This window comes from Actinoplanes sp. NPDC048988 (genome assembly GCF_043197815.1).
Classification (GTDB): domain Bacteria; phylum Actinomycetota; class Actinomycetes; order Mycobacteriales; family Micromonosporaceae; genus Actinoplanes.
In genome coordinates this window covers 206089-224714 of the sequence record NZ_JBICTW010000009.1, presented here as the reverse complement: position 1 = coordinate 224714, position 18626 = coordinate 206089, and the positions used below count along the sequence as shown (strand labels likewise).

Here is an 18626-nt window from a genome sequence, read left to right as displayed (position 1 = left end):
CCCCGATCCGCGTCTGTCCGATCACGGACAGTGATCCATTCACTCATGGCTCCTCGTCCAGGAGGTGAGCCAGGCGGGCGGCCTGGGACTCCCAGCGCCACTCCTGTTCGGCCCAGGCGCGGCCGGCCCGGCCCATCTTGCGGGCCAGGGCCTCGTCGGTCAGCAGGTCGGTCAGGCGGGCGGCCAGGGCCGGCACGTCGCGGCCGCCGACCACGTAGCCCGTCTCGCCCTCGCGGACCGCGTCGGGAGCGCCGCCGGAGTCGCCGCCCACCACGGGCAGGCCGGTGGCCGAGGCCTCCAGGTAGACGATGCCCAGGCCTTCGACGTCGAGGCCGGCGGCTCGGGTGCGGCACGGCATGGCGTAGACGTCGCCGGCCGCGTAGTGGGCCGGAAGCTCGGACCACGGGACCGAGCCGGTGAAGACCACGCTTTTCGCCACGCCGAGGCCACTGGCCAGGCGTTCGAGCTTGGGACGGTACGGGCCACCGCTGACCAGCAGCAACGCCGCGTCCGGGACCCGGCGCAGCACCGCCGGAAGGGCCCGGATCAGCATGTCCTGGCCCTTGCGCGGGACCAGGCGGGAGACGCAGACGACGACCGGGCGGCCGGTCAGGCCGTGGCGGGCCCGGACCTCGCCGCCGTCGACGCCGGGGTGGAACGTGTCCACGTCGACGCCGGGGGCCAGGCGTTCCAGAGTGGTCAGCCCGTGCAGGGCCTTGTCGAGCCGGGAGCGCTGGTATTCGCCCAGGTACGTGATCACGTCGTTGCCGCGGGCTATGCGGCGCAGCAGCTGGCGGGCGCCGGGCAGAGCCGCCCAGCCGATCTCGTGGCCGTGGGTGATCGCCACCGCCCGTTCGATGCCCGCGTTACGCCGCAGGCCCTCGGCCAGCAGTCCCAGGGGGGCGGCGGCACCGAACCAGACGCGATCGCAGTCGTGTTCGCGGGCGAGCGCCGCGGCGCGCTTGGCGACGGCGGGGGTCGGCAGCAGGATGCCGGTCTTCTCGCGGATCACCTCGAAGGGCTGCTCGGCGTCGAATTTCTCGGCGCCCCGCCAGGTCGAGGCGTACACGACCAGGGAGCCGGCCGGGCGGCGGACCGCCAGGTTGTGGATGAACTGCTGGATGCCGCCGGGGCGGGGCGGGAAGTCGTTGGTGATCAGCAGGGTGCGGGACATCAGCGCTCACCCCGGGCGTACGCGCGGGCCGCGGCCATGCGCTCCACGGTGGACGGGTGTGAGGCGAACAATGTGTGCTCCCAGGCCGGCGGATCGGGGTCGGACAGGTTGACCGTGCCGAGGCGGCGCTGCATCGCCTCGAAGGTGGCCGGGTCGCCGGTCAGGTCGAGCGCGTGGGTGTCGGCCCGGGCCTCGATCCGGCGGCTGACGAACGCCTGCGCCGGACCGGCGGCCAGCCCGGCCAGGGTGACCAGGGCGAGCAGCAGGGCGATGGCGCGGGGCTCGCCGATCGTGTCGACGCCGGCCCGGCCGAGCAGCCACTGCCAGGAGCCGAGCAGGTAGAGCGCGATCACCGCGGCGGCCGTGCCCAGCGCGCCCAGGAGGGTGCCGGTCAGCACGTCACCGTCCTTGGCGTGGCCGAGCTCGTGCGCCGTCACCGAGACCACCTCGTCCGGTGTGGCCTCGGTCAGCATCGTGTCGTAGACGACGATGCGCCGGGTCGGCCCGATGCCCGAGACGTAGGCGTTCACGGCCTTCGTACGCCGCGACGCGTCGGCCACGAGAACGTCCTTCACGGGTACGCCGTCGCGCTCGGCCAGTTGCATGAGCGAGGCGCGCAGCGGGCCGTCGGCCATCGGGGTGAACTTGTTGAAGACGGGCTCCACCAGCACCGGCAGCACGAAGGACAGCAGCACGACCAGGCCGGCCGCGCCGACCGCCCCGATCGCCCACCACCAGCGCGGCGCGAAGTGGGTCACCGTGTAGAACCCGGCCAGCGCCAGCCCGCCGATCACCGCGCCGACCGCCCACGACTTGAGCAGGTCGACCGCCCACGCGCCCCAGGACTGGGTCGAGATCGCGTACTCGACGAGGATCGACCGCCGCCACGCGGCGAACGGCAGCGTCACCACCTCGGCCACCAGCACCACGGCGAAGCCGCCGAGCACGGCCTGGGCCAGCCAGTGGCCGCCGAACGGCCGTCCCGCCTGCGTCACGATCCACGCGCCGAGCGGCGTGAGCCCGAGCACCAGGGCGACGATCAGGCCGATCGCCATCGACCCGTAGGAGCCGGGACGGAGCGCGGCGTGAAATGCCCGGGAACGCTCGATCTGATCGGCGGGAAAAGACCCGAGCGCCGCCACTTGATCAGGCCGGGGGGACGGCGACCGGTGCCACGGGATCGTCAGGGCGGCGACGACCGCCAGGCCGGCGAGCAGCGCCAGAAGGGCGAGGAAAGCCCAGAGCCGCATCGCGTGACCTCCCTGACGAAAGAAAAGCCCATCTTAGAGAGACGAACGATCACGCCACGTGACGGCCTCGCGGGTAGAGCGGCACGACCACCGGTGGGTCCGGCGTCTCGATCAGCTCGACCTCGAAGCCGGCCAGCTCGAACACCTCGATCGCCCGGAGCTCGCCCGGTGTCAGGTCCTCGATGCCGTCGGGGGTGTTGGCCAGCGCGGAGACCAGACAGCCGGAGCACTCGCCGGGGGCCCGGTCGCAGCGACCGCAGTCGATGATCATCACTCCTCCTCCCCTGTGGCGGCCGGGGGAAGGACGACCACCATCAGTGACCATCACGGTACGAGGGGGGTATGACAAAAACGGGAAAGCGCAGGTCAGGACCGCGAAAGCCGCCGTAGCAGAGAGTCCGCGCCCATCGGGTACGCCCCGTGGCGGCGCACGCCGTCGGCCACCTCACGGTCGGACGAGATGACCACTAGCGGCCGCCCCGACGGCTCGGCCCGCACCAGCTGGCGGATCAGCTCGTCGGCGGTGTCGCCCTTGCGCGAGAACAGCACCCGGACCCCGCGCGGGGACGGCGGCAGCCCGTGCACCCGCTCGGCGCCGTCGAACACGACGGTCACCTCGTCGCCGGTCTGGGCCGCGATGCCGCCGAGGCCGGTGATCAGGCGTTTGCGCTGCTGCTCGAGCGACATCTCGGCGAAGCCGCGCTTGGTCACGTTGTAGCCGTCGACGATCAGGTGGGCCCGGGGCAGGGCGAGCAGCTGGTCGAGCCGGCCCGGGTCGTCGGTGTCCTGGGCGCGGGCCCGCGAGCGCTCGGGCGAACCGGGCAGCTCGGCCGCGGTGTCGGCCACGAAGTCGGCCGGCAGCTTGTCGGCCGGGTTGAGCGCCAGCTCGCGGCGCAGACCGGAGGCGGCCTGCCCGATCGTCTCGAGCAGCAGCCACAGCCGCGCGTCGTCGACCGCCCGGGCATCCTTGGCGCTCTGTTTGCCGGTGGCCGCGGCCGCCTCGGCCTCGGCCAGGCGGGTCTTGAGCCGGCGCACCTCGGCGTCGTGGTCGGCCGCCGTGCGGGCGATGCGGCCTTTCTCGGTGGCCAGCAGGTCGGTGGCCCGCTTGGTGGCGGCCTGAGCCTCGCGCAGGGCCTTGGCCGTCGACCGGGCCTCCTCGCGCAGCTGCCCCATCTCCTCGCGGACCCGGGCCAGCTCGTCGCGGAGCTTGTCGGCCTCGACCTTGGCCACCGTGCGGTCGTGCTCGGCCCGGACGGCCCGCTGCTCGGCCTCGCGCAGCTGGGTGGCGACGGCGGCGCTGTCGGCCTCGGCGGTCACCGCGTGACCGGCCTGGTCGATCAGCTCACGCCAGCCCTCGGGGCGGGCCAGGTAGGCCAGGGCGGCCACCTCGACCGGGTCGGCGGCGGCCGGCGCCATGCCGCTCGCGACGGCGGCGCCCAGGTCACCGGTGTCGGCCACCACCCGGGTGCTGATCCGCTGGCGGAACAGCGGGTCGGCCGCGAGCTGGGCGGCGATCTCCCGGCCACCGAGCCGGGCCCGGCGGTTGGGGGCGAAACGGGCGACCTTGCGCATCGGCACGGGGATCTCGTCGGCCGGCAGCGCCGGCAGCGCGGCCGCGGCCAGCGTCATGATCCGCTGACGCACCGGCTCGGGCAGGGTGGGTTCGGGCGCGAAGTCCGCATCCTGAACGACCGCCTCCGTGTCGGAGCGGTCATCAGGGGCAAGTGGCGCGGACATCTACCCATTCTCACACCGCTGGCTGCGGAAAAGCTTGTCGAAGCAAGTGATCTTTTATAAGGGCCGGGACGGAACATGTCGTACCCCCTCTTTAAAGTCCCCGGCGTGGCACAACCGGCTTACGTCCAGGGCACTCTGGACACGCTCCTCAGCGCCGACGGCTCGGTCGAGCCGGCGGCGCTCTCACTGGCCGACACGACCTTCGTCGTGCTCGACCTGGAAACGACCGGGGGCGCGGCCGACGGCGCCGGCATCACCGAGATCGGCGCGGTCAAGGTGCGCGGCGGCGCCGAGCTCGGCGAGTTCCAGACCCTGGTCAACCCGGGTGAGAAACTGCCGCCGTTCATCACCGTGCTGACCGGCATCACCGAGGCCATGCTGGCGCCGGCCCCGCCGATCGAGTCGGTGCTGCCCAGCCTGCTCGAGTTCCTGCGCGGCGCCGTCCTGGTGGCGCACAACGCGCCGTACGACGTGGGGTTCCTTAAAGCCGCCTGTGCCCGCCACGGCTACCCCTGGCCCAACCCCCGGGTGCTCGACACCGCCGCGATCGCCCGGCGGGCGCTGACCCGCGACGAGGTGCCCAACCGCAAGCTCGGCACGCTGGCCCAGTTCTTCCGCTCGGCGGTCCAGCCCAGTCACCGCGCCCTCGACGACGCCCGGGCCACGGTCGACGTGCTGCACGGCCTGATCGAGCGGATGGGCAGCTTCCGGGTGCAGACGCTCGGCGACGCCATCGACTTCGCCCGCGCGGTCACCCCCACCCAGCGCCGCCAGCGCCACCTGGCCGACGGCCTGCCGCACGTGCCGGGGGTCTACGTGTTCCGGGCGGCCGACGACCGGCCGCTCTATGTGGGCACGTCGAAGGACATCGCGACCCGGGTACGCAGTTACTTCACCGCCAGTGAGAAGCGGGCCCGGATGTCCGAGATGATCGGCGCGGCCACCCGGATCGAGGCGGTGGAGTGCGCCCACTCGCTGGAAGCCGAGGTCAGGGAACTGCGGTTGATCGCGGCGCACGCACCGCCGTACAACCGCAGGTCCAAATATCCCGATCGAGTGGTCTGGCTCAAGTTGACCGATGAGCCCTACCCGCGCCTGTCGGTGGTGCGCTCGCTGGCCGACGACAACGCGGCCTACCTGGGCCCGTTCTCGTCGCGGCGGACGGCCGAGCTGGCCGCGGCCGGGGTCTACGACGCCGTGCCGCTGCGCCAGTGCACCCACAAGCTCTCCCTGCGGACGCCGATCGCCGCCTGCGCCCTGGCCGAACTGGGCAAATGCCCCGCGCCGTGCGAACACAAGATCACCCCTGAGGAGTACGCGGCGAGCGCCGCCCTGCCCTTTCGCACGGCTACCCACGGTGATCCCGAGCCGGTGATCCGGGCCCTGGTCGACCGGATGGAATCGCTCTCCGAGCGACGGCGGTACGAGGAGGCGGCCACCCTCCGATCGCGGCTGATCGCGTTACTGAGAGCGACCGTCCGCATGCAACGACTGGCCGGGGTGACCCGGATCGCCGAAATGGTCGCGGCCCGGCGCAACGACGTCGGCGGCTGGGAGATCGTCGTCGTGCGGCACGGCCGGCTCGCCGCGGCCGCGACCTCCCCGCCGTACGAACATCCTCGCCCGACCCTCGACGCGGCCCGGATGACCGCCGAGACGGTCCTACCCGGACCGGGTCCGGTGCCGGCCGCGTCGGCCGAGGAGACCGAGCGGATCCTGGCGTGGCTCGAGCGGCCCGACACCCGGTTGGTGGAAACTTCCGGCGACTGGGTGTCACCGGTTCGTGGCGCCGCGCGCTTCACTGACCTGCTCAACCGGGCAGAAGCGGCAGCTTCGGGCAAAGACTCGTCCGTTCGCTCATCCGTAACTGACCGTTCGGATGACGCTCGCTCGCTTAGGCTGTAAGGCAAGTGAAATCTCGAGTCTGGTTCGCCGGGCTTCATGACGATTTGGCTTCACTGGTTCGCGGCCGCGCGAGCCACTGCGGTGAGGGGGTGTCCAGGTGGACGTCGACGCCGGCCACGGCGCCGCCCTTGGACGTGCCCTCCCGAAGCCTGCCTCCGAGTTGACGATCGGTCGTCGCCTGCGGTCCTTCCTGAGCTTTCAGGGCAACGACGACGACCCGGTGACCGTCCTCACGCGCACCCACCGTGCGATCCACCCGTCGGCCGACGCCGGCGTGCTGCGCCGCAGCTACGCGATCGCGGAGAACATGCACCGCGGTCAGATGCGCAAGTCCGGCGATCCGTACATCACGCATCCGCTCGCCGTCGCGCAGATCTGCGCCGACCTCGGCATGGACACGACCACGCTGGTCGCCGCGCTGCTGCACGACACGGTCGAGGACACGAGCTACACGCTCGAGGCGCTGCACGGCGACTTCGGCCCCGAGGTGGCCCATCTCGTCGACGGCGTGACCAAGTTCGACAAGGCGTTCTACGGCAAGGCGGCCGAGGCCGAGACGATCCGCAAGATGATCGTGGCGGCCGGCAAGGACGTCCGCGTCCTGGTGATCAAGCTGGCCGACCGGCTGCACAACATGCGCACCCTCGACGCGCGCTCCCCGGCCAGCCGGGCCCGCATCGCGACGGCCACCCTCGACGTGCTGGTACCGCTCTGTGACCGCCTCGGCATCCAGGCTCTCAAGCGCGACCTCGACGACGTGGTGCTCTACCACTTGGAGCCCGACTCGTACGCGCGGATCGACGAGCACGTGCGCAACCGCCCGGGCTGGGACGACTACCTGTCCGAGGTGAAAGCCAAGGCGCAGACGGCGTTGCGCCGCTCCCGAGTGTCGGCCGAGGTCACGCCCCGGCCGAGGCACTACTACTCGATCTGGAAGGACACGGTCGCCGGCGGCCACAAGGTCCCGTTCGACCTGCCCCGCATCGCGGTGGTGGTCGACGGCCCCGAAACGGACTGTTACGCGGCGCTCGGCGCCATCCACGGTCAGTGGCGACCGGTGGCCGGCCGGTTCAAGGACTTCATCGCGTCACCGAAGAACAACCTGTACCGCTCGCTGCACACGACGGTCACCGGCCCGGACGGCCGACTGGTCGAGGTGCTGATCCGCACCGAGACGATGCACGACTATTCGGAGTACGGGGTGGCCACCACCTACCGCTATCCGAAGTACGCGCAGGACGCCGAGGCCTCCGGGGCCGACCAGCTGACCTGGCTCAAACGGGTCCTCGACTGGCAGCAGGACACCACCGACGCCGCCCAGTTCCTCGCCTCGCTGCGATGCGACCTGGCCGAGGCCCAGATCACCGTCTTCGCCCACGGGCACGCGTTCGAGCTGCCCGGTGGCTCCACCCCGGTCGACCTGGCCTACGAGCTCGGCCCGCAAAAGGGCGACCAGTGCCTGGCCGCGACCATCAACGGCCGGCTGGCCCCGTTGAGCTCCCAGCTCCGGGACGGCGACGTGGTCGAGATCTTCTCCGAGACCGACGGCCACGTCGAGGTCGAACCCAACGCTCCCCGCGGCCCCCGCAAGGAATGGCTCGGCTTCGTCAAGTCCAGCCAGGCCCAGTTGCAGATCAACCGCTACTTCGACGAGAAGAACGAGCCCGGCATCAGCATCGCCGACAAGGTCCGGCTGGGCCGCGCGACGATCGGCCTGACCCTGCGCAAACACGACCGGGGCCTGGCCAGCGAGGTGCCGCTGCGCCGCCTGGCCGAGGAACTGGGCTACCCCGACCTCGAGACCATGCTGGTCGCGGTCTGCGAGCGCAACCTCGAGCCGGACGCGGTCGTCGAACAGCTCATCGCCCTCGTCGACCATCCGGATTAAAGCCACAGTAGCCTTGCGCGTGTGAGTTTCCCTCGGGTCGTACGGGCGTACGCGTATCAGGCTTTCTACCGGTTGCCGAGCGCCGCCCGCCGCCGCATCGCCGGGCTGGTCGCCCCGCGGTATCTGGTCGGCGCGGTCGCCGTGATCCGCGACGCCGAGTCGAGCGCCCCCGACCGGATCCTGCTGCTGCGCCAGCCGCCGAACCGGGGCTGGAGCCTCCCGGCCGGCCTGCTCAAGAAGAACGAGCGGCCCGAGGTGGGCGCGGCCCGCGAACTGTTCGAGGAGACCGGCGTCCGGCTCGCCCCGGCCGACCTGACCCCCGGCAACCCGAACGCGATCATCCACCCGGTCGGCGTGGTCGACACGGTCTTCTTCGGCTCGGTTCCCGCGTCCACGACGAAGCTGGCCGTCGACGGCGGCGAAATCCTCGAGGCGGCCTGGTTCCCGGTCGACGACCTCCCCCGCGTGACCGTCAACACGGGCCACCTGCTCGCCCGCTACGGCATCGGCGGCAAGAAGACCGCCGCCCTGGCCGCCAAGAAGGCCAAAGCCGAGGCCGCCGTCACCCAGGAAAGCGACGACGCCGCCGCTCGCCAGGATGGGGACAACGAGGCTGGGGACAAGTGACCGAGGTCTGCGGTGTTGTGCTGGCCGCGGGTGAGGGGCAGCGGCTGCGGCCGTTGACGGAGATTCTGCCCAAGGCGCTGTGCCCGGTCGGGAATGTCGCGCTGCTCGATCGGGCGCTGGGGCGGCTGGCCGCGCTCGGACTGGCCGGGCCCGGGAACGCCGCCGTCAACGCGGCCTACCTCGGTGAGCAGGTCGTCGCGCACGTCGGTGACCGGGCTCACCTGTCGGTCGAGCCGGACGGGCCGGTCGGCACCTCGGGTGGGGTGGGGCGGCTCAAGGGCTGGATCGACGGGCGGGGCGCGCTGGTCGGCAACGCCGACGCGTACCTCTCGGATCCCGGTCGTGAGCCGGGTAAGGACATCGCCGCGCTGCTCGACGGCTGGTCGGGCGAGACCGTGCGAATGCTGACCAAGACCAATCCGCCGGGCGCGACCGGCGGGTTCAGCGGCCGCCGGTTCGCCGGTTTCTCGCTGCTGCCGTGGCGCTACGTGCGGGACCTCTCGACCGAGATGAGCAACCTCGTTCGTACGGTCTGGCGCCCGGCCGAGGCCGAAGGCGCGCTCGAGCTGATCGACTACGAGGGTTCCTACATCGACACCGGGACGCCCGGCGACTACCTCACGGCCAATCTGCACGCCGCGAAGGCCCGCGCCCTCATCGACCCCTCGGCGACGATCACCGGAACCGTCACCGACGCCGTGGTGGGCGCCGGGGCCACCGTCCACGGCGAGATCACCCGCTGCGTGGTGTGGCCCGGGGCCGAAGTCACGGCCGACGAGAAGCTCGTCGACGTCATCCGCGCGCCCGGCCCGGTGACGGTAAGGGTCCCCGCCGCGTAGAAGGCGCCGAGCGGAGGCGTGCGAGCGGGTCAGTCGGCGTCGGGGAGGCCGATGGCGAAGGCGTCCTCGAGGTCGTGCTTGGAGTAGGCGCGGAACGCGATGTGCGACTCCGTGTTCACCACGCCCGGGGTCTTGGAGATCTTGCCGGCGATGACCTCGGCGATGTCGTCGAAGCGGGCCACCCGGACGATGGCGATCAGGTCGACGTTGCCGGCCACCGAGTAGACCTCGCTGACGCCGTCCAGAGCCGCGAGCGCCTCGGCGACCTCGGGAATCGAGTCGGTGGCGCAGTCGATGTGCACGATCGCGGTGTTCACCAGCGGGCTCCTCGCCTCTGAGGGAGTGGACCGATCAATCTTAGATACGGGAAGGGGCCCGCCGAAGCGGGCCCCTTCCTCGTTTTACGTGACAGCGTGCCGGGTCAGCGACCGGAGCCGATCTCCTCGCGGTCCTTGCCGGAGACCGGCGGCATACCGGGCGAGACCGGAGCCTCGGACGGCTTCTCGACCGGGAAGAAGAAGCCCTTGATCGCCGGCGCGAGGGCGCCGACCCGGTTCATCTTCTTCGGGACGACCCAGCCCCCGTACTCCAGCGGCTCCGGGTGTCCGTGGTCGTCCACCGGGCCGAGCGGCTGGTGGACCTCGACGAACTGGCCGTTCGGCAGGCGGCGGATGATGCCCGTCTCCACGCCGTGCGCCAGCACCTCGCGGTCGTGCTGCTGCAGGCCGAGGCAGATGCGGACGGCCAGCCAGTACATCAGCGGCGGCCCGATGATCAGGCCGAGACGTCCGGCCCAGGTCATCGCGTTGAGGCTGATGTGGAACTTGTCGGCGATCACGTCGTTGGCGCCGGAGATCGTGGCGACCAGGAAGAACGTGAACGCCATGACGCCGATGCCGACCCGCTCCGGGTTGTCGCGGGGACGCTCGAGCAGGTTGTGGATCCGCTTGTCACCGGACTTGCGGGCCTCCAGCCACGGCCAGAGCATCGGCAGCGTGAAGATCACGCCGAGGCCGACGCCGGCCGGCCAGAACAGCGGCGGGATGCTGTAGTCGCCGATGTAGATCTGCCAGTTCGGCATGAGACGGACCAGGCCGTCCATGAACATGACGTACCAGTCGGGCTGCGAGGCCGAGGAGACCTCGGACGCCCGGTACGGGCCGAACAGCCAGATCGGGTTGATCTGGAAGAGACCGGCGAGCAGCGCGATCGTGCCGAAGCAGGCCATGAAGAAGCCGCCCTGCTTGAGCGCGTACCGCGGGAACATGCGCTCGCCGACCACGTTGGTGTTGGTCCGCATCGGGCCCGGCCACTGGGTGTGCTTCTGCTTGAACACCAGGGCCAGGTGGATGCTGATCAGCGCCAGCAGACCGCCCGGGATGAGCAGCACGTGGGCGATGTAGAACCGGCCGATGATCAGGTGGCCCGGGAACTCGCCGCCGAAGACGGCGGCCGAGAGCCAGGTGCCGATGATCGGGAAGGACAGCATGATCGCCGACGCGATGCGGAGACCGGTGCCCGACAGGCCGTCGTCCGGCAGCGAGTAGCCGGTGAAGCCGGCGAAGAAGCCGAGGAGGAACAGGATGATGCCGATCACCCAGTTGATCTCGCGCGGCTTCCGGTATGCGCCGGTGAAGAAGATGCGCGCCATGTGCACGACGATCGACGCCATGAACAGCAGCGCCGCCCAGTGGTGCATCTGCCGCATGAACAGACCACCGCGAACCTCGAACGACAGCCGCAGCGACGACTCGTAGGCGGCCGACATCTCGGTGCCGCGCAGAGCCGAGTACGGGCCGTCGTACGCGACCTCCTTCATCGACGGGTCGAAGAAGAGGGTCAGGAAGACGCCGGTCAGCAGCAGGACGATGAACGAGAAGAGCGCGATCTCGCCCAGCAGGAACGACCAGTGGTCAGGGAAGACCTTGTTGAGCAGGGCCCGTAGCGGGGTCGCCGCTTGGAACCGCTCGTCGGTGCCTCGCGCGACGGCCACGGGGGCCTGCGCGAGGTCTACTTTGCGCCGCTTCACGGCCGCTCCCAGAAGTCAGGTCCGACAGTGTCCTTGAAGTCGGACTTTGCCACGAAGTAGCCCTCGTCGTCCACGTCCAGCGGCAACATCGGCAGACGGCGGCTGGCCGGGCCGAAGACGGGCTGGGCGTTGCGGGTGATGAGGAACTGCGACTGGTGGCACGGGCAGAGCAGGCGGTTGGTCTGCTGCTCGTACAGGCTCGCCGGGCAACCGGCGTGCGTGCAGATCTTCGAGTACGCGACGTAGTCGCCGTACATCGAGCCGGCGTTGCGCCGGTCGGCCTCGGCGTTGCGCCGGGTCTCCTCGGCGTCGTCGGCCCGCAGGTGGATCAGCAGGGTCGGCGAGTCGGCGTACTCGTTCGTCGCTCCGCCGGGGATGCCGGGGAAGACCGTCGCCTGGCCACCGGTGCTGATGTCCTCGGGCCGGATCGGGGTGCCGTCCTCGCGGGCCAGCCGGACCGGCTGGCCGTTGTTGTGCACCGGGTTGAAGCCGGTCGAGAACAGCGGCGGCGGGGAACCCTTGTGCGGGTTCTCGATGAGGCCACCGAGCAGCGGGGCCGCGGCCACGATGCCCAGCGGCGCGGCGGCGAGGCCGATCGCACCCTTGAGCAGCGGCCGGCGCTGCACGCCGCCGGCCAGCTCGTCACCCACGAAGAGCGCGGTCTGCCCGGTGATCAGCTGCTCGTCGCTGGGCGACGCGCCGTCGTGCCGCTTCTGGATCGAGACCTCGTGCGGCAGCAGCTTCTTGGCCCAGGCCAGGATCGCGAAGCCGAGGGCGAACAGCGAGATGCCGAGGCTGATGCCGAGGATCGGCGTGTAGAAGTCGCTCATGGTCTCGCCGAGCTCGAACCGCCACGGCCACCAGATGTAGGCGACCAGGAAGACGAGCGCGGCCAGGCCGGACACGATGAACAGCAGCGCGATGTTGCGGACGACCCGCTTCTCGGCCTTGGAGTCGCGGCCCTGGAACTGCGACTCGTACGTGACGATCTCGATCTCGTCGCGCCGCAGGCCCTCTTTGACGATGTCGAAACGCGTCAGTTTCGGGTCGTGGACATCGACCGGCTGGGCCGGCTCGGTGTCGTGGTGCACAGTCGTCATGACTTCCCCGCAATCCACAGCGACGTGAAGACCAGGAGGGTGATGCCGACCAGGAAGACGGCCATGCCCTCCGTCGACGGGCCGTAACGGCCGAGGTTGAACAGGCCACCCGGGTCACGGTCGTCCTGCAGCTGCATCGTGATGTAGGTGATGATCTCGCGCTTCTCGTCCGGCGTGAGCTGGTTGTCGCCGAACACCGGCATGTTCTGCGGGCCGGTCAGCATGGCCGCGTAGATCTGCTCGGGCGTGGCGTCGTGCAGGCTCGGGGCGTACTTGCCGGACGACAGGGCGCCACCGCCACCGCCGAAGCCGTGGCACGAGGTGCAGTTGACCCGGAAGAGCTCGCCACCGCGGGCCAGCGCCTCGGGGTTGGACTTGAGGCTCTCGGTCAGCTCACCCTGGGGGATCTGGGGGCCTCCACCCAGCTCCTGGATGTACTGCGCGAGCTGCTTGGTCTGCGTCTCGTCGAACTGCGGCTTCTTCTGCTCCGCCTGGGCTTCCTGCCGGGTCATCGGCATGCGGCCGGTACCCACCTGGAACTCGACCGAGGCGGCGCCGACGCCGATCAGGCTCGGGCCACGGTCGTCGACACCCTGCGCGTCCTTGCCGTGGCAGCTGATGCAGCTGTTGTCGAACAGCTGCTTGCCCTCGAGCGCGGCGGCCGACAGTTGCCGGTTGTCCTCGGCGAAGGCTCCCGGGGCGAAAGCGGTGTAGATGCCGCCGGCGAGCGCGAGGGCGGCGAGCATACGCACCGCCGCGCCGAACCGCCGGCGCGCCCGGCTCGGCGCCTTGCGCCCCCGGGAGAACACCCTGAGACGCCGCTTGGCGGGGGTGTCTGAAGTCATGGGCTGAGTCCCTCTGGGTTTTGACCTGAAGCTCATGGACGGATGCGGGCTACTGAAGCCAATAGATCATGGCGAACAGCGCGATCCACACGATGTCCACGAAGTGCCAGTAGTACGACACGACGATCGCCGAGGTGGCCTGCGCCGGGGTGAACCTACCCATGGTCGTACGGATCATGTAGACGATGAACGCGATCAGACCGCCGGTCACGTGCAGGCCGTGGAACCCGGTGGTCAGATAGAACATCGAGCCGTAGCCGTCGCCGTTGAGCTTGATGCCCTCGTGGACGAGGTTGCGGTACTCGTTCGCCTGCCCGAGCACGAAGATCAGGCCCATCACGAAGGTGATGGTGAACCAGCGACGGAGCGCGAACACATCGCCCTTCTCCGCCGCGAACACGCCGAGCTGGCAGGTGACCGAGGAGAGAACCAGGATCACCGTGAACGTCGTCGCGTACGGAATCTTGAGCGCTTCCGTGTGTTCTTCCCACATCTCCGGCGCTGCCGCCCGGATCGAGAAGTACATGGCGAACAACGCCGCGAAGAACATGAGTTCGCTGGAGAGCCACACGATCGTGCCGACGCTCACCATGTTCGGTCGCGTCAGCGAGTGGATCCTGCTCTTGTCGATGGCTGAGGCCGCTGTCACGAGGCTCATTATTGCCCCGCGATCAGTCCAAGGTGATGCGGGGGGTCGAATCCGTCATGAGATTCCAGCCCGGGAGAAGTGGCCGCGACCGGATGGGCCTAGCCTCGAATGGTGCACCTAGCCGAAACGCCCACACTCGCCGCGTCCAGCGGGGATACTGTTCTTCCGCCGTTCACGCCGGCCGCGATCTTCACCGAGATCCACATCGGGAGCCTGGTCGCGCTGTTCCTCGTGGTGGCGGCGGCGCTGTACGGATACGGCGTCTACCGGTTACGCCTGCGCGGCGACCACTGGCCCACGGGCCGCACGGTGGCCTTCGTCGCTGGTGGACTGGGTTCCATCGCGTTCGTCACGGTGACCGGCATCGAGAAGTACGACACGGCGCTGCTCTCGGTGCACATGATCCAGCACATGACGCTGTCCATGGTCGGGCCGATCTTCCTGGCCCTGGGCGCGCCGGTGACGCTCGCGCTGCGCGTGCTGCCCGCGAGTCCCCGTAAGACGCTGCTGGCCGTGCTGCACAGCCGGGTCGCCCGGGTCCTGACGTTCCCGCTGGTCGCGTTCGGCATCTTCGTGGCCAACCCGTTCATCCTCTACTTCACCGACCTGTACCGGCAGACGCTGCTGCACCCCTGGCTGCACGAGTTCATCCACATCCACTTCATCGTCACCGGCTGCCTGTTCTTCTGGCCGCTGCTGGGCCTCGACCCGCTGCCCAACCGCTGGCCCTACCCGGGCCGCGCGCTGCTGATGGTGCTGTCGGTGCCGTTCCACACCGTGCTCGGGCTGACGATCATGCAGGCCAGCACGCTGCTGGCCGGCGACTACTACCCGAGCCTGGGCCTGAGCTGGGCCGACCCGAAATCCGACCAGGTCACGGCGGGCGGCATCCTCTGGGCCGGCGGCGAGATCGTCAGCGTCACGATGCTGGGCATCCTGGTGATGCAGTGGATCCGCCAGTCCGAGCGCGAGGCCCGCCGGATCGACCGGGCCCTCGACCGCCAGGAGGCGGAGGAGCTGAAAGCTGCCGCCAAGATCACAAATACGGGGAACGCGGGGCTACCGGGGTCCGCCATCGAGTAACCGGGTCCGTTACGATCTGTCGGCACCTACGACGTGAACCGGGCCGTCCGACCACCCCGCCCGCCACCCGTTACCGGACTGAAGGCTGCCGATCATGAGCGACGAGTACACGGTTTTGCTTTACAGCGACGATCCCGCGGTGCGCGACCGGATCCGGCTCGCCATCGGCGAGCGTCCGGCGGCCGACCTCAAGGTCGAGTTCGCGGACGCCGCCACCTGGGAAGACTGCCGCAACCTGCTCGACAAGTACGAGATCGACCTGATGGTGCTCGACGGCGAGGCCGCGCCCGCCGGCGGCCTGGGCATCGCCCGGCAGACCAAGGACGAGTACGCGACGCCCCCGCCGGTCTGCGTCGTCATCGCCCGCGCGGCCGACCGCTGGCTCGCGGCGTACTCGCAGGTCGACCAGACCCTGGTCGCCCCGCTCGACCCGGTGACCACCGGTCAGACCGTGGCCGCGATGCTCCGGGCCCGCCGTGACGGCGCGATCCCGCTGGGCACGCTCGGCAAGCTCGCCTGAGACATGGGCGCACGCACCTGGCCCAACCTCACCATGGCCCTGCTCCGCGGCGAGGAGCTGGCGACCGCCGACACGGCCTGGGCGATGGGCGAGATCATGGGCGGCAACGTCACGCCGGCCCAGATCGCCGGTTTCGCGATCGCCCTGCGCGCCAAGGGTGAGACGCCGGGTGAGCTGGCCGGCCTTGTCGAGGCCATGCTGGACAACGCCACCCTGGTGCCGCTGCCCGAGGACGTCCGCACCTCGGCGGTCGACGTCGTCGGCACCGGCGGCGACCGGGCCAACACGGTGAACATCTCCACCATGGCGGCGATCATCACGGCCGCCTCGGGTGTGACGGTGGTCAAGCACGGCAACCGCTCCGCGTCGTCCACGACCGGCACGGCCGACCTGCTCGAGCGTTTCGGCATCCCGCTCGACCTGGGCCCGGCCGGCGTGGGCCGCACGGTGTCCGAGGCCGGCATCGGCTTCTGCTTCGCCGCCCGCTACCACCCCGGCATGCGCCACGCGTCGGTGCCGCGGCGTGAGCTGGGCGTGCCCACGTTCTTCAACGTGCTCGGCCCGCTGACCAACCCCGCCCGCCCGACCGCCGGCGCCGTGGGCTGCTTCGACATCCGGATGGCGCCGGTGATGGCCGAGGTCTTCGCCCGGCGCGGCGACTCGGTGATCGTGATGCGCGGCGAGGACGGCCTCGACGAGTTCACCACGGCGGCGCCGACCCGAGTGTGGACGGCGAACGGCGGCAAGGTCGAGGAACTGGTGATCGACGCCGTCGAACTCGGACTTCCCCGCTCGGAGCCGGCCGCGCTGCGCGGTGGCGACTCGGCGTACAACGCCGACGTGGCCCACCGCACCTTCGCCGGCGAGCCCGGCCCGGTCCGCGACGCCGTGGTGGTCAACGTGGCGGCCGCCCTGGCCGCTCAGGGAGGCTTCCCCGGCGACCTCAGGGACACGCTGCGGGCCGGAATAGCGCGAGCCCAGGAGACGATCGACTCCGGGGCCGCCACGGCCCTCCTGGAGCGCTGGGTGGCCGCCGCGCAGGCGGCCAAGGCCGCCGAGTAAAAGGATTCACAGGTAACACGCCGTCGCTAATCCGCCACAATGCCCTATTTCCGTGGCAGCGTCGGCATCGAATTCGGGTAAATCCACCTTCCGGCGAAGAGACGGCGAAGAGAGGAGCCCACCCGTGTCGGAACGCGAGATGCGCTGCGTCATCTGTGACGGCGACATGATGTTCGAGGTGCCGCCCTGCTCGGACGGCCACGACGACTGCCCCGAGATGGTCTGCACGCGCTGCGGCGCGGCCGAGGTCGTCGCACCGATCGTCGTCCACTGGTACGGCGCCACCAGGCCCCGCAAGATAGCTCCAAGGCAACGCCAGGCGGCATGAAGAAAGGCCCCGCGGTCTCCCAAGACCCGGGGCCCCTCTTTTGCCCGCGAACGCCGCCGGTGAGATGGCAGGTGGTTTTTCGACGTCCGCGGGGTTTGCGGACGGCGGAAAACCGCCTGCCATCTCACCGGTTACAAGGCGTTCGCCCGCGGAGCGAAGCGAAGCCAGCCAGTTCAGTGCTCGGCGGGGTGCCTCGTGCCGGTGTAGTACTCGAAGATCATGGCGCTCGACGCGATGATCACGAGGATCAGGCCGACCACCACCAGCCACCACATCCAGAACGCCAGGCCGATGCCGGCGATCGTGGCCGACAGCGCGATGCCGAACGGCCAGTAGCTGCCCGGGCTGAAGAAGCCGATCTCGCCGGCGCCCTCGGCGATCTCGCCGTCCTCCCGGTCCTCCGGGCGCAGGTCGATGCGCCGCGAGACGAACCAGAAGAAGCCGCCGCACATCGAGCAGAGGAGTCCGGAGAGGATCAGCGCGACCGTGCCGATCCACTCGACGTGGCCCTCGTAGCTCTGCGAGTAGAAGCCGTAGACGATCGCCGCGCCGAAGAGGAAGGCCGCGACCCCGACGAAGATCTTGTATTCGGTCTTCACGAGCCGCTCACTTCCCCGCGGTTACGGCGCCGGCGCCGGAGGCGACGGAGTTGGTCTGGTTCCAGCTGTGGTCCTGCCGGCGCGTGTCGAACGGCTTGGTGGTCGTCGCGTACGCCTTGTCGCCGGTGAAGCCGATGGCCGCCATGCCCTCCTGGGTGGTGGCGCCGTTCTTGCGGGCGGCGAGGTACTGGTCGAACTTGTCGGGCGAGACCACTACCAGCTCGAACTGCATGAAGGCGTGGTACGTGCCGCAGAGCTCGGCGCAGCGCCCGACGTAGCGCCCCTCACGGTCGAGGGTCACCTCGAACTGGTTGCGCACGTTGCCCGGGAAGACGTCGCGCTTGAACAGCATCTCGGGCACCCAGAACGAGTGGATGACGTCCTTGCTGGTCTCCTCGAACCGGATCTTCTCACCGGTCGGCAGCACCAGCAGCGGAATGACCTCGGAGGAGCCGACCGTCGAGGCCACCGTCTTGGCGTCCTCGCCGAGCCCGTCGCGGTAGTTGAACTGCCAGTTCCACTTGAACGCGACGACCTCGACCACCTGGTCCGGGTTCTTCGACAGCTTGTCCACGTCGGTCTGCACGATGGCCGTGTAGTAGAACAGCACCGCCACGATCAGCACCGGGGTGACCGTGTACAGAACCTCCATCGGCATGTTGAACCGGGTCTGCACGGGCAGCTCGTCGCCGCGCTTGCGGTACCGGATGATGCACCAGAAGATCAGGCCCCACACGAAGATGCCGACGACGAGAGCCGCGATCACCGAGGCGATCCACAGGTCGTACATCCGGTGTGCCTGCAGGCTGATGCCGTTGCTCGGCCATCCGAAGTGGCTGAACGCGTCGCCGATGCCGTTCACCGAACAGCCCGAGAGCAGCAACAGCAGGGTCGCCCCACCGAGGCCGAGCCCGGCGAACCGGACTGCCGATCGCGGCCGTGCGGCCGAACTCTTTGCGCCCACCTGCTTTTGCCTCCCTTAGCAGCGCCG

The 18626-nt window shown here is 70.0% G+C and carries 19 protein-coding genes; 8 read left to right on the top strand and 11 right to left on the bottom strand.

Annotated features, from left to right (window positions below):
• Positions 1 to 43: 43 nt before the first annotated feature.
• The 4 genes from ACGFJ7_RS27330 to ACGFJ7_RS27315 all read right to left on the bottom strand — a co-directional run bounded on the left by ACGFJ7_RS27330 (position 44) and on the right by ACGFJ7_RS27315 (position 4161).
• Entirely contained in the window at positions 44 to 1174 is a 1131-nt protein-coding gene (locus ACGFJ7_RS27330; RefSeq protein WP_392644473.1) for a glycosyltransferase family 4 protein, read from the bottom strand.
• Complete coding sequence (locus tag ACGFJ7_RS27325) at positions 1174 to 2424, bottom strand: M48 family metallopeptidase (protein ID WP_360252730.1); 1251 nt, start codon at positions 2422 to 2424, stop codon at positions 1174 to 1176. The genes ACGFJ7_RS27330 and ACGFJ7_RS27325 overlap by 1 nt, the downstream gene beginning before the upstream one ends.
• A gap of 49 nt (positions 2425 to 2473) precedes the next feature.
• Complete coding sequence (locus tag ACGFJ7_RS27320) at positions 2474 to 2695, bottom strand: hypothetical protein (RefSeq protein WP_360252727.1); 222 nt, start codon at positions 2693 to 2695, stop codon at positions 2474 to 2476.
• 95 nt (positions 2696 to 2790) lie between these two features.
• Positions 2791 to 4161: an NYN domain-containing protein gene (locus ACGFJ7_RS27315; protein WP_392644471.1), complete on the bottom strand. Its 1371-nt coding sequence runs from the start codon at positions 4159 to 4161 to the stop codon at positions 2791 to 2793.
• 105 nt (positions 4162 to 4266) lie between these two features.
• On the opposite strand from ACGFJ7_RS27315, the gene ACGFJ7_RS27310 reads away from it, so the two are divergent.
• From ACGFJ7_RS27310 to ACGFJ7_RS27295, 4 genes are all read left to right on the top strand, one after another.
• Positions 4267 to 6066 carry a DEDD exonuclease domain-containing protein gene (locus ACGFJ7_RS27310; protein WP_392644469.1) on the top strand — a complete coding sequence of 600 codons (1800 nt, stop codon included), beginning with the start codon at positions 4267 to 4269 and terminating at the stop codon, positions 6064 to 6066.
• 97 nt (positions 6067 to 6163) lie between these two features.
• The gene (locus tag ACGFJ7_RS27305) at positions 6164 to 7954 is read left to right on the top strand and encodes an HD domain-containing protein (RefSeq protein WP_360252721.1); all 1791 of its coding nucleotides are present in this window, start codon (positions 6164 to 6166) and stop codon (positions 7952 to 7954) included.
• A gap of 21 nt (positions 7955 to 7975) precedes the next feature.
• Positions 7976 to 8581 (top strand): NUDIX hydrolase, encoded by a 606-nt coding sequence (locus ACGFJ7_RS27300; RefSeq protein WP_392644467.1) that lies wholly within the window; start codon positions 7976 to 7978, stop codon positions 8579 to 8581.
• On the top strand, positions 8578 to 9420 hold the full coding sequence (locus tag ACGFJ7_RS27295; protein ID WP_392644465.1) for a sugar phosphate nucleotidyltransferase: 843 nt from the start codon (positions 8578 to 8580) through the stop codon (positions 9418 to 9420). The genes ACGFJ7_RS27300 and ACGFJ7_RS27295 overlap by 4 nt, the downstream gene beginning before the upstream one ends.
• Positions 9421 to 9449: 29 nt before the next feature.
• Here the strand turns inward: ACGFJ7_RS27295 and ACGFJ7_RS27290 are convergent, their stop codons facing one another.
• The 5 genes from ACGFJ7_RS27290 to ACGFJ7_RS27270 form a co-directional block, all read right to left on the bottom strand.
• Positions 9450 to 9737: an Lrp/AsnC ligand binding domain-containing protein gene (locus tag ACGFJ7_RS27290; RefSeq protein ID WP_360252714.1), complete on the bottom strand. Its 288-nt coding sequence runs from the start codon at positions 9735 to 9737 to the stop codon at positions 9450 to 9452.
• A gap of 104 nt (positions 9738 to 9841) precedes the next feature.
• Positions 9842 to 11449, bottom strand: coding sequence for a ubiquinol-cytochrome c reductase cytochrome b subunit (locus ACGFJ7_RS27285; protein WP_360252712.1), 1608 nt, complete (start codon positions 11447 to 11449; stop codon positions 9842 to 9844).
• Positions 11446 to 12549: a Rieske 2Fe-2S domain-containing protein gene (locus ACGFJ7_RS27280; RefSeq protein WP_360252709.1), complete on the bottom strand. Its 1104-nt coding sequence runs from the start codon at positions 12547 to 12549 to the stop codon at positions 11446 to 11448. Before ACGFJ7_RS27280 ends, ACGFJ7_RS27285 begins: the two co-directional genes overlap by 4 nt.
• Positions 12546 to 13394 carry a cytochrome c gene (locus ACGFJ7_RS27275; RefSeq protein ID WP_360252707.1) on the bottom strand — a complete coding sequence of 283 codons (849 nt, stop codon included), beginning with the start codon at positions 13392 to 13394 and terminating at the stop codon, positions 12546 to 12548. Before ACGFJ7_RS27275 ends, ACGFJ7_RS27280 begins: the two co-directional genes overlap by 4 nt.
• A gap of 49 nt (positions 13395 to 13443) precedes the next feature.
• Positions 13444 to 14043 carry a heme-copper oxidase subunit III gene (locus ACGFJ7_RS27270; RefSeq protein WP_360252705.1) on the bottom strand — a complete coding sequence of 200 codons (600 nt, stop codon included), beginning with the start codon at positions 14041 to 14043 and terminating at the stop codon, positions 13444 to 13446.
• Positions 14044 to 14151: 108 nt separating this feature from the next.
• Here ACGFJ7_RS27270 and ACGFJ7_RS27265 point away from each other — a divergent pair, with 108 nt between their 5' ends.
• From ACGFJ7_RS27265 to ACGFJ7_RS27250, 4 genes are all read left to right on the top strand, one after another.
• Positions 14152 to 15126 (top strand): cytochrome c oxidase assembly protein, encoded by a 975-nt coding sequence (locus tag ACGFJ7_RS27265; RefSeq protein ID WP_360252703.1) that lies wholly within the window; start codon positions 14152 to 14154, stop codon positions 15124 to 15126.
• 94 nt (positions 15127 to 15220) lie between these two features.
• Positions 15221 to 15646, top strand: coding sequence for a hypothetical protein (locus ACGFJ7_RS27260; protein WP_097319984.1), 426 nt, complete (start codon positions 15221 to 15223; stop codon positions 15644 to 15646).
• Positions 15647 to 15649: 3 nt separating this feature from the next.
• Complete coding sequence (gene trpD / locus ACGFJ7_RS27255; RefSeq protein WP_360252701.1) at positions 15650 to 16708, top strand: anthranilate phosphoribosyltransferase; 1059 nt, start codon at positions 15650 to 15652, stop codon at positions 16706 to 16708.
• Between the two features lie 124 nt (positions 16709 to 16832).
• Complete coding sequence (locus ACGFJ7_RS27250; RefSeq protein WP_360252698.1) at positions 16833 to 17036, top strand: hypothetical protein; 204 nt, start codon at positions 16833 to 16835, stop codon at positions 17034 to 17036.
• Positions 17037 to 17209: 173 nt separating this feature from the next.
• Here ACGFJ7_RS27250 and ACGFJ7_RS27245 read toward each other — a convergent pair whose 3' ends face one another.
• Entirely contained in the window at positions 17210 to 17635 is a 426-nt protein-coding gene (locus ACGFJ7_RS27245; RefSeq protein WP_360252695.1) for a cytochrome c oxidase subunit 4, read from the bottom strand.
• Between the two features lie 7 nt (positions 17636 to 17642).
• Positions 17643 to 18599, bottom strand: a complete 957-nt coding sequence (gene coxB, locus ACGFJ7_RS27240; RefSeq protein WP_360252692.1) for a cytochrome c oxidase subunit II — start codon at positions 18597 to 18599, stop codon at positions 17643 to 17645.
• Positions 18600 to 18626 lie beyond the last annotated feature (27 nt).

What these genes read in the sequence shown, in the direction of transcription:
- ACGFJ7_RS27320 (WP_360252727.1), bottom strand. Translation starts at nt 2,695, where the DNA reads ATGATCATCGACTGCGGTCGCTGCGACCGGGCCCCCGGCGAGTGCTCC.
- ACGFJ7_RS27265 (WP_360252703.1), top strand. Translation starts at nt 14,152, where the DNA reads ATGGTGCACCTAGCCGAAACGCCCACACTCGCCGCGTCCAGCGGGGAT.
- ACGFJ7_RS27275 (WP_360252707.1), bottom strand. Translation starts at nt 13,394, where the DNA reads ATGACTTCAGACACCCCCGCCAAGCGGCGTCTCAGGGTGTTCTCCCGG.
- ACGFJ7_RS27315 (WP_392644471.1), bottom strand. Translation starts at nt 4,161, where the DNA reads ATGTCCGCGCCACTTGCCCCTGATGACCGCTCCGACACGGAGGCGGTC.
- trpD (WP_360252701.1), top strand. Translation starts at nt 15,650, where the DNA reads ATGGGCGCACGCACCTGGCCCAACCTCACCATGGCCCTGCTCCGCGGC.
- ACGFJ7_RS27260 (WP_097319984.1), top strand. Translation starts at nt 15,221, where the DNA reads ATGAGCGACGAGTACACGGTTTTGCTTTACAGCGACGATCCCGCGGTG.
- ACGFJ7_RS27330 (WP_392644473.1), bottom strand. Translation starts at nt 1,174, where the DNA reads ATGTCCCGCACCCTGCTGATCACCAACGACTTCCCGCCCCGCCCCGGC.
- ACGFJ7_RS27280 (WP_360252709.1), bottom strand. Translation starts at nt 12,549, where the DNA reads ATGACGACTGTGCACCACGACACCGAGCCGGCCCAGCCGGTCGATGTC.
- ACGFJ7_RS27325 (WP_360252730.1), bottom strand. Translation starts at nt 2,424, where the DNA reads ATGCGGCTCTGGGCTTTCCTCGCCCTTCTGGCGCTGCTCGCCGGCCTG.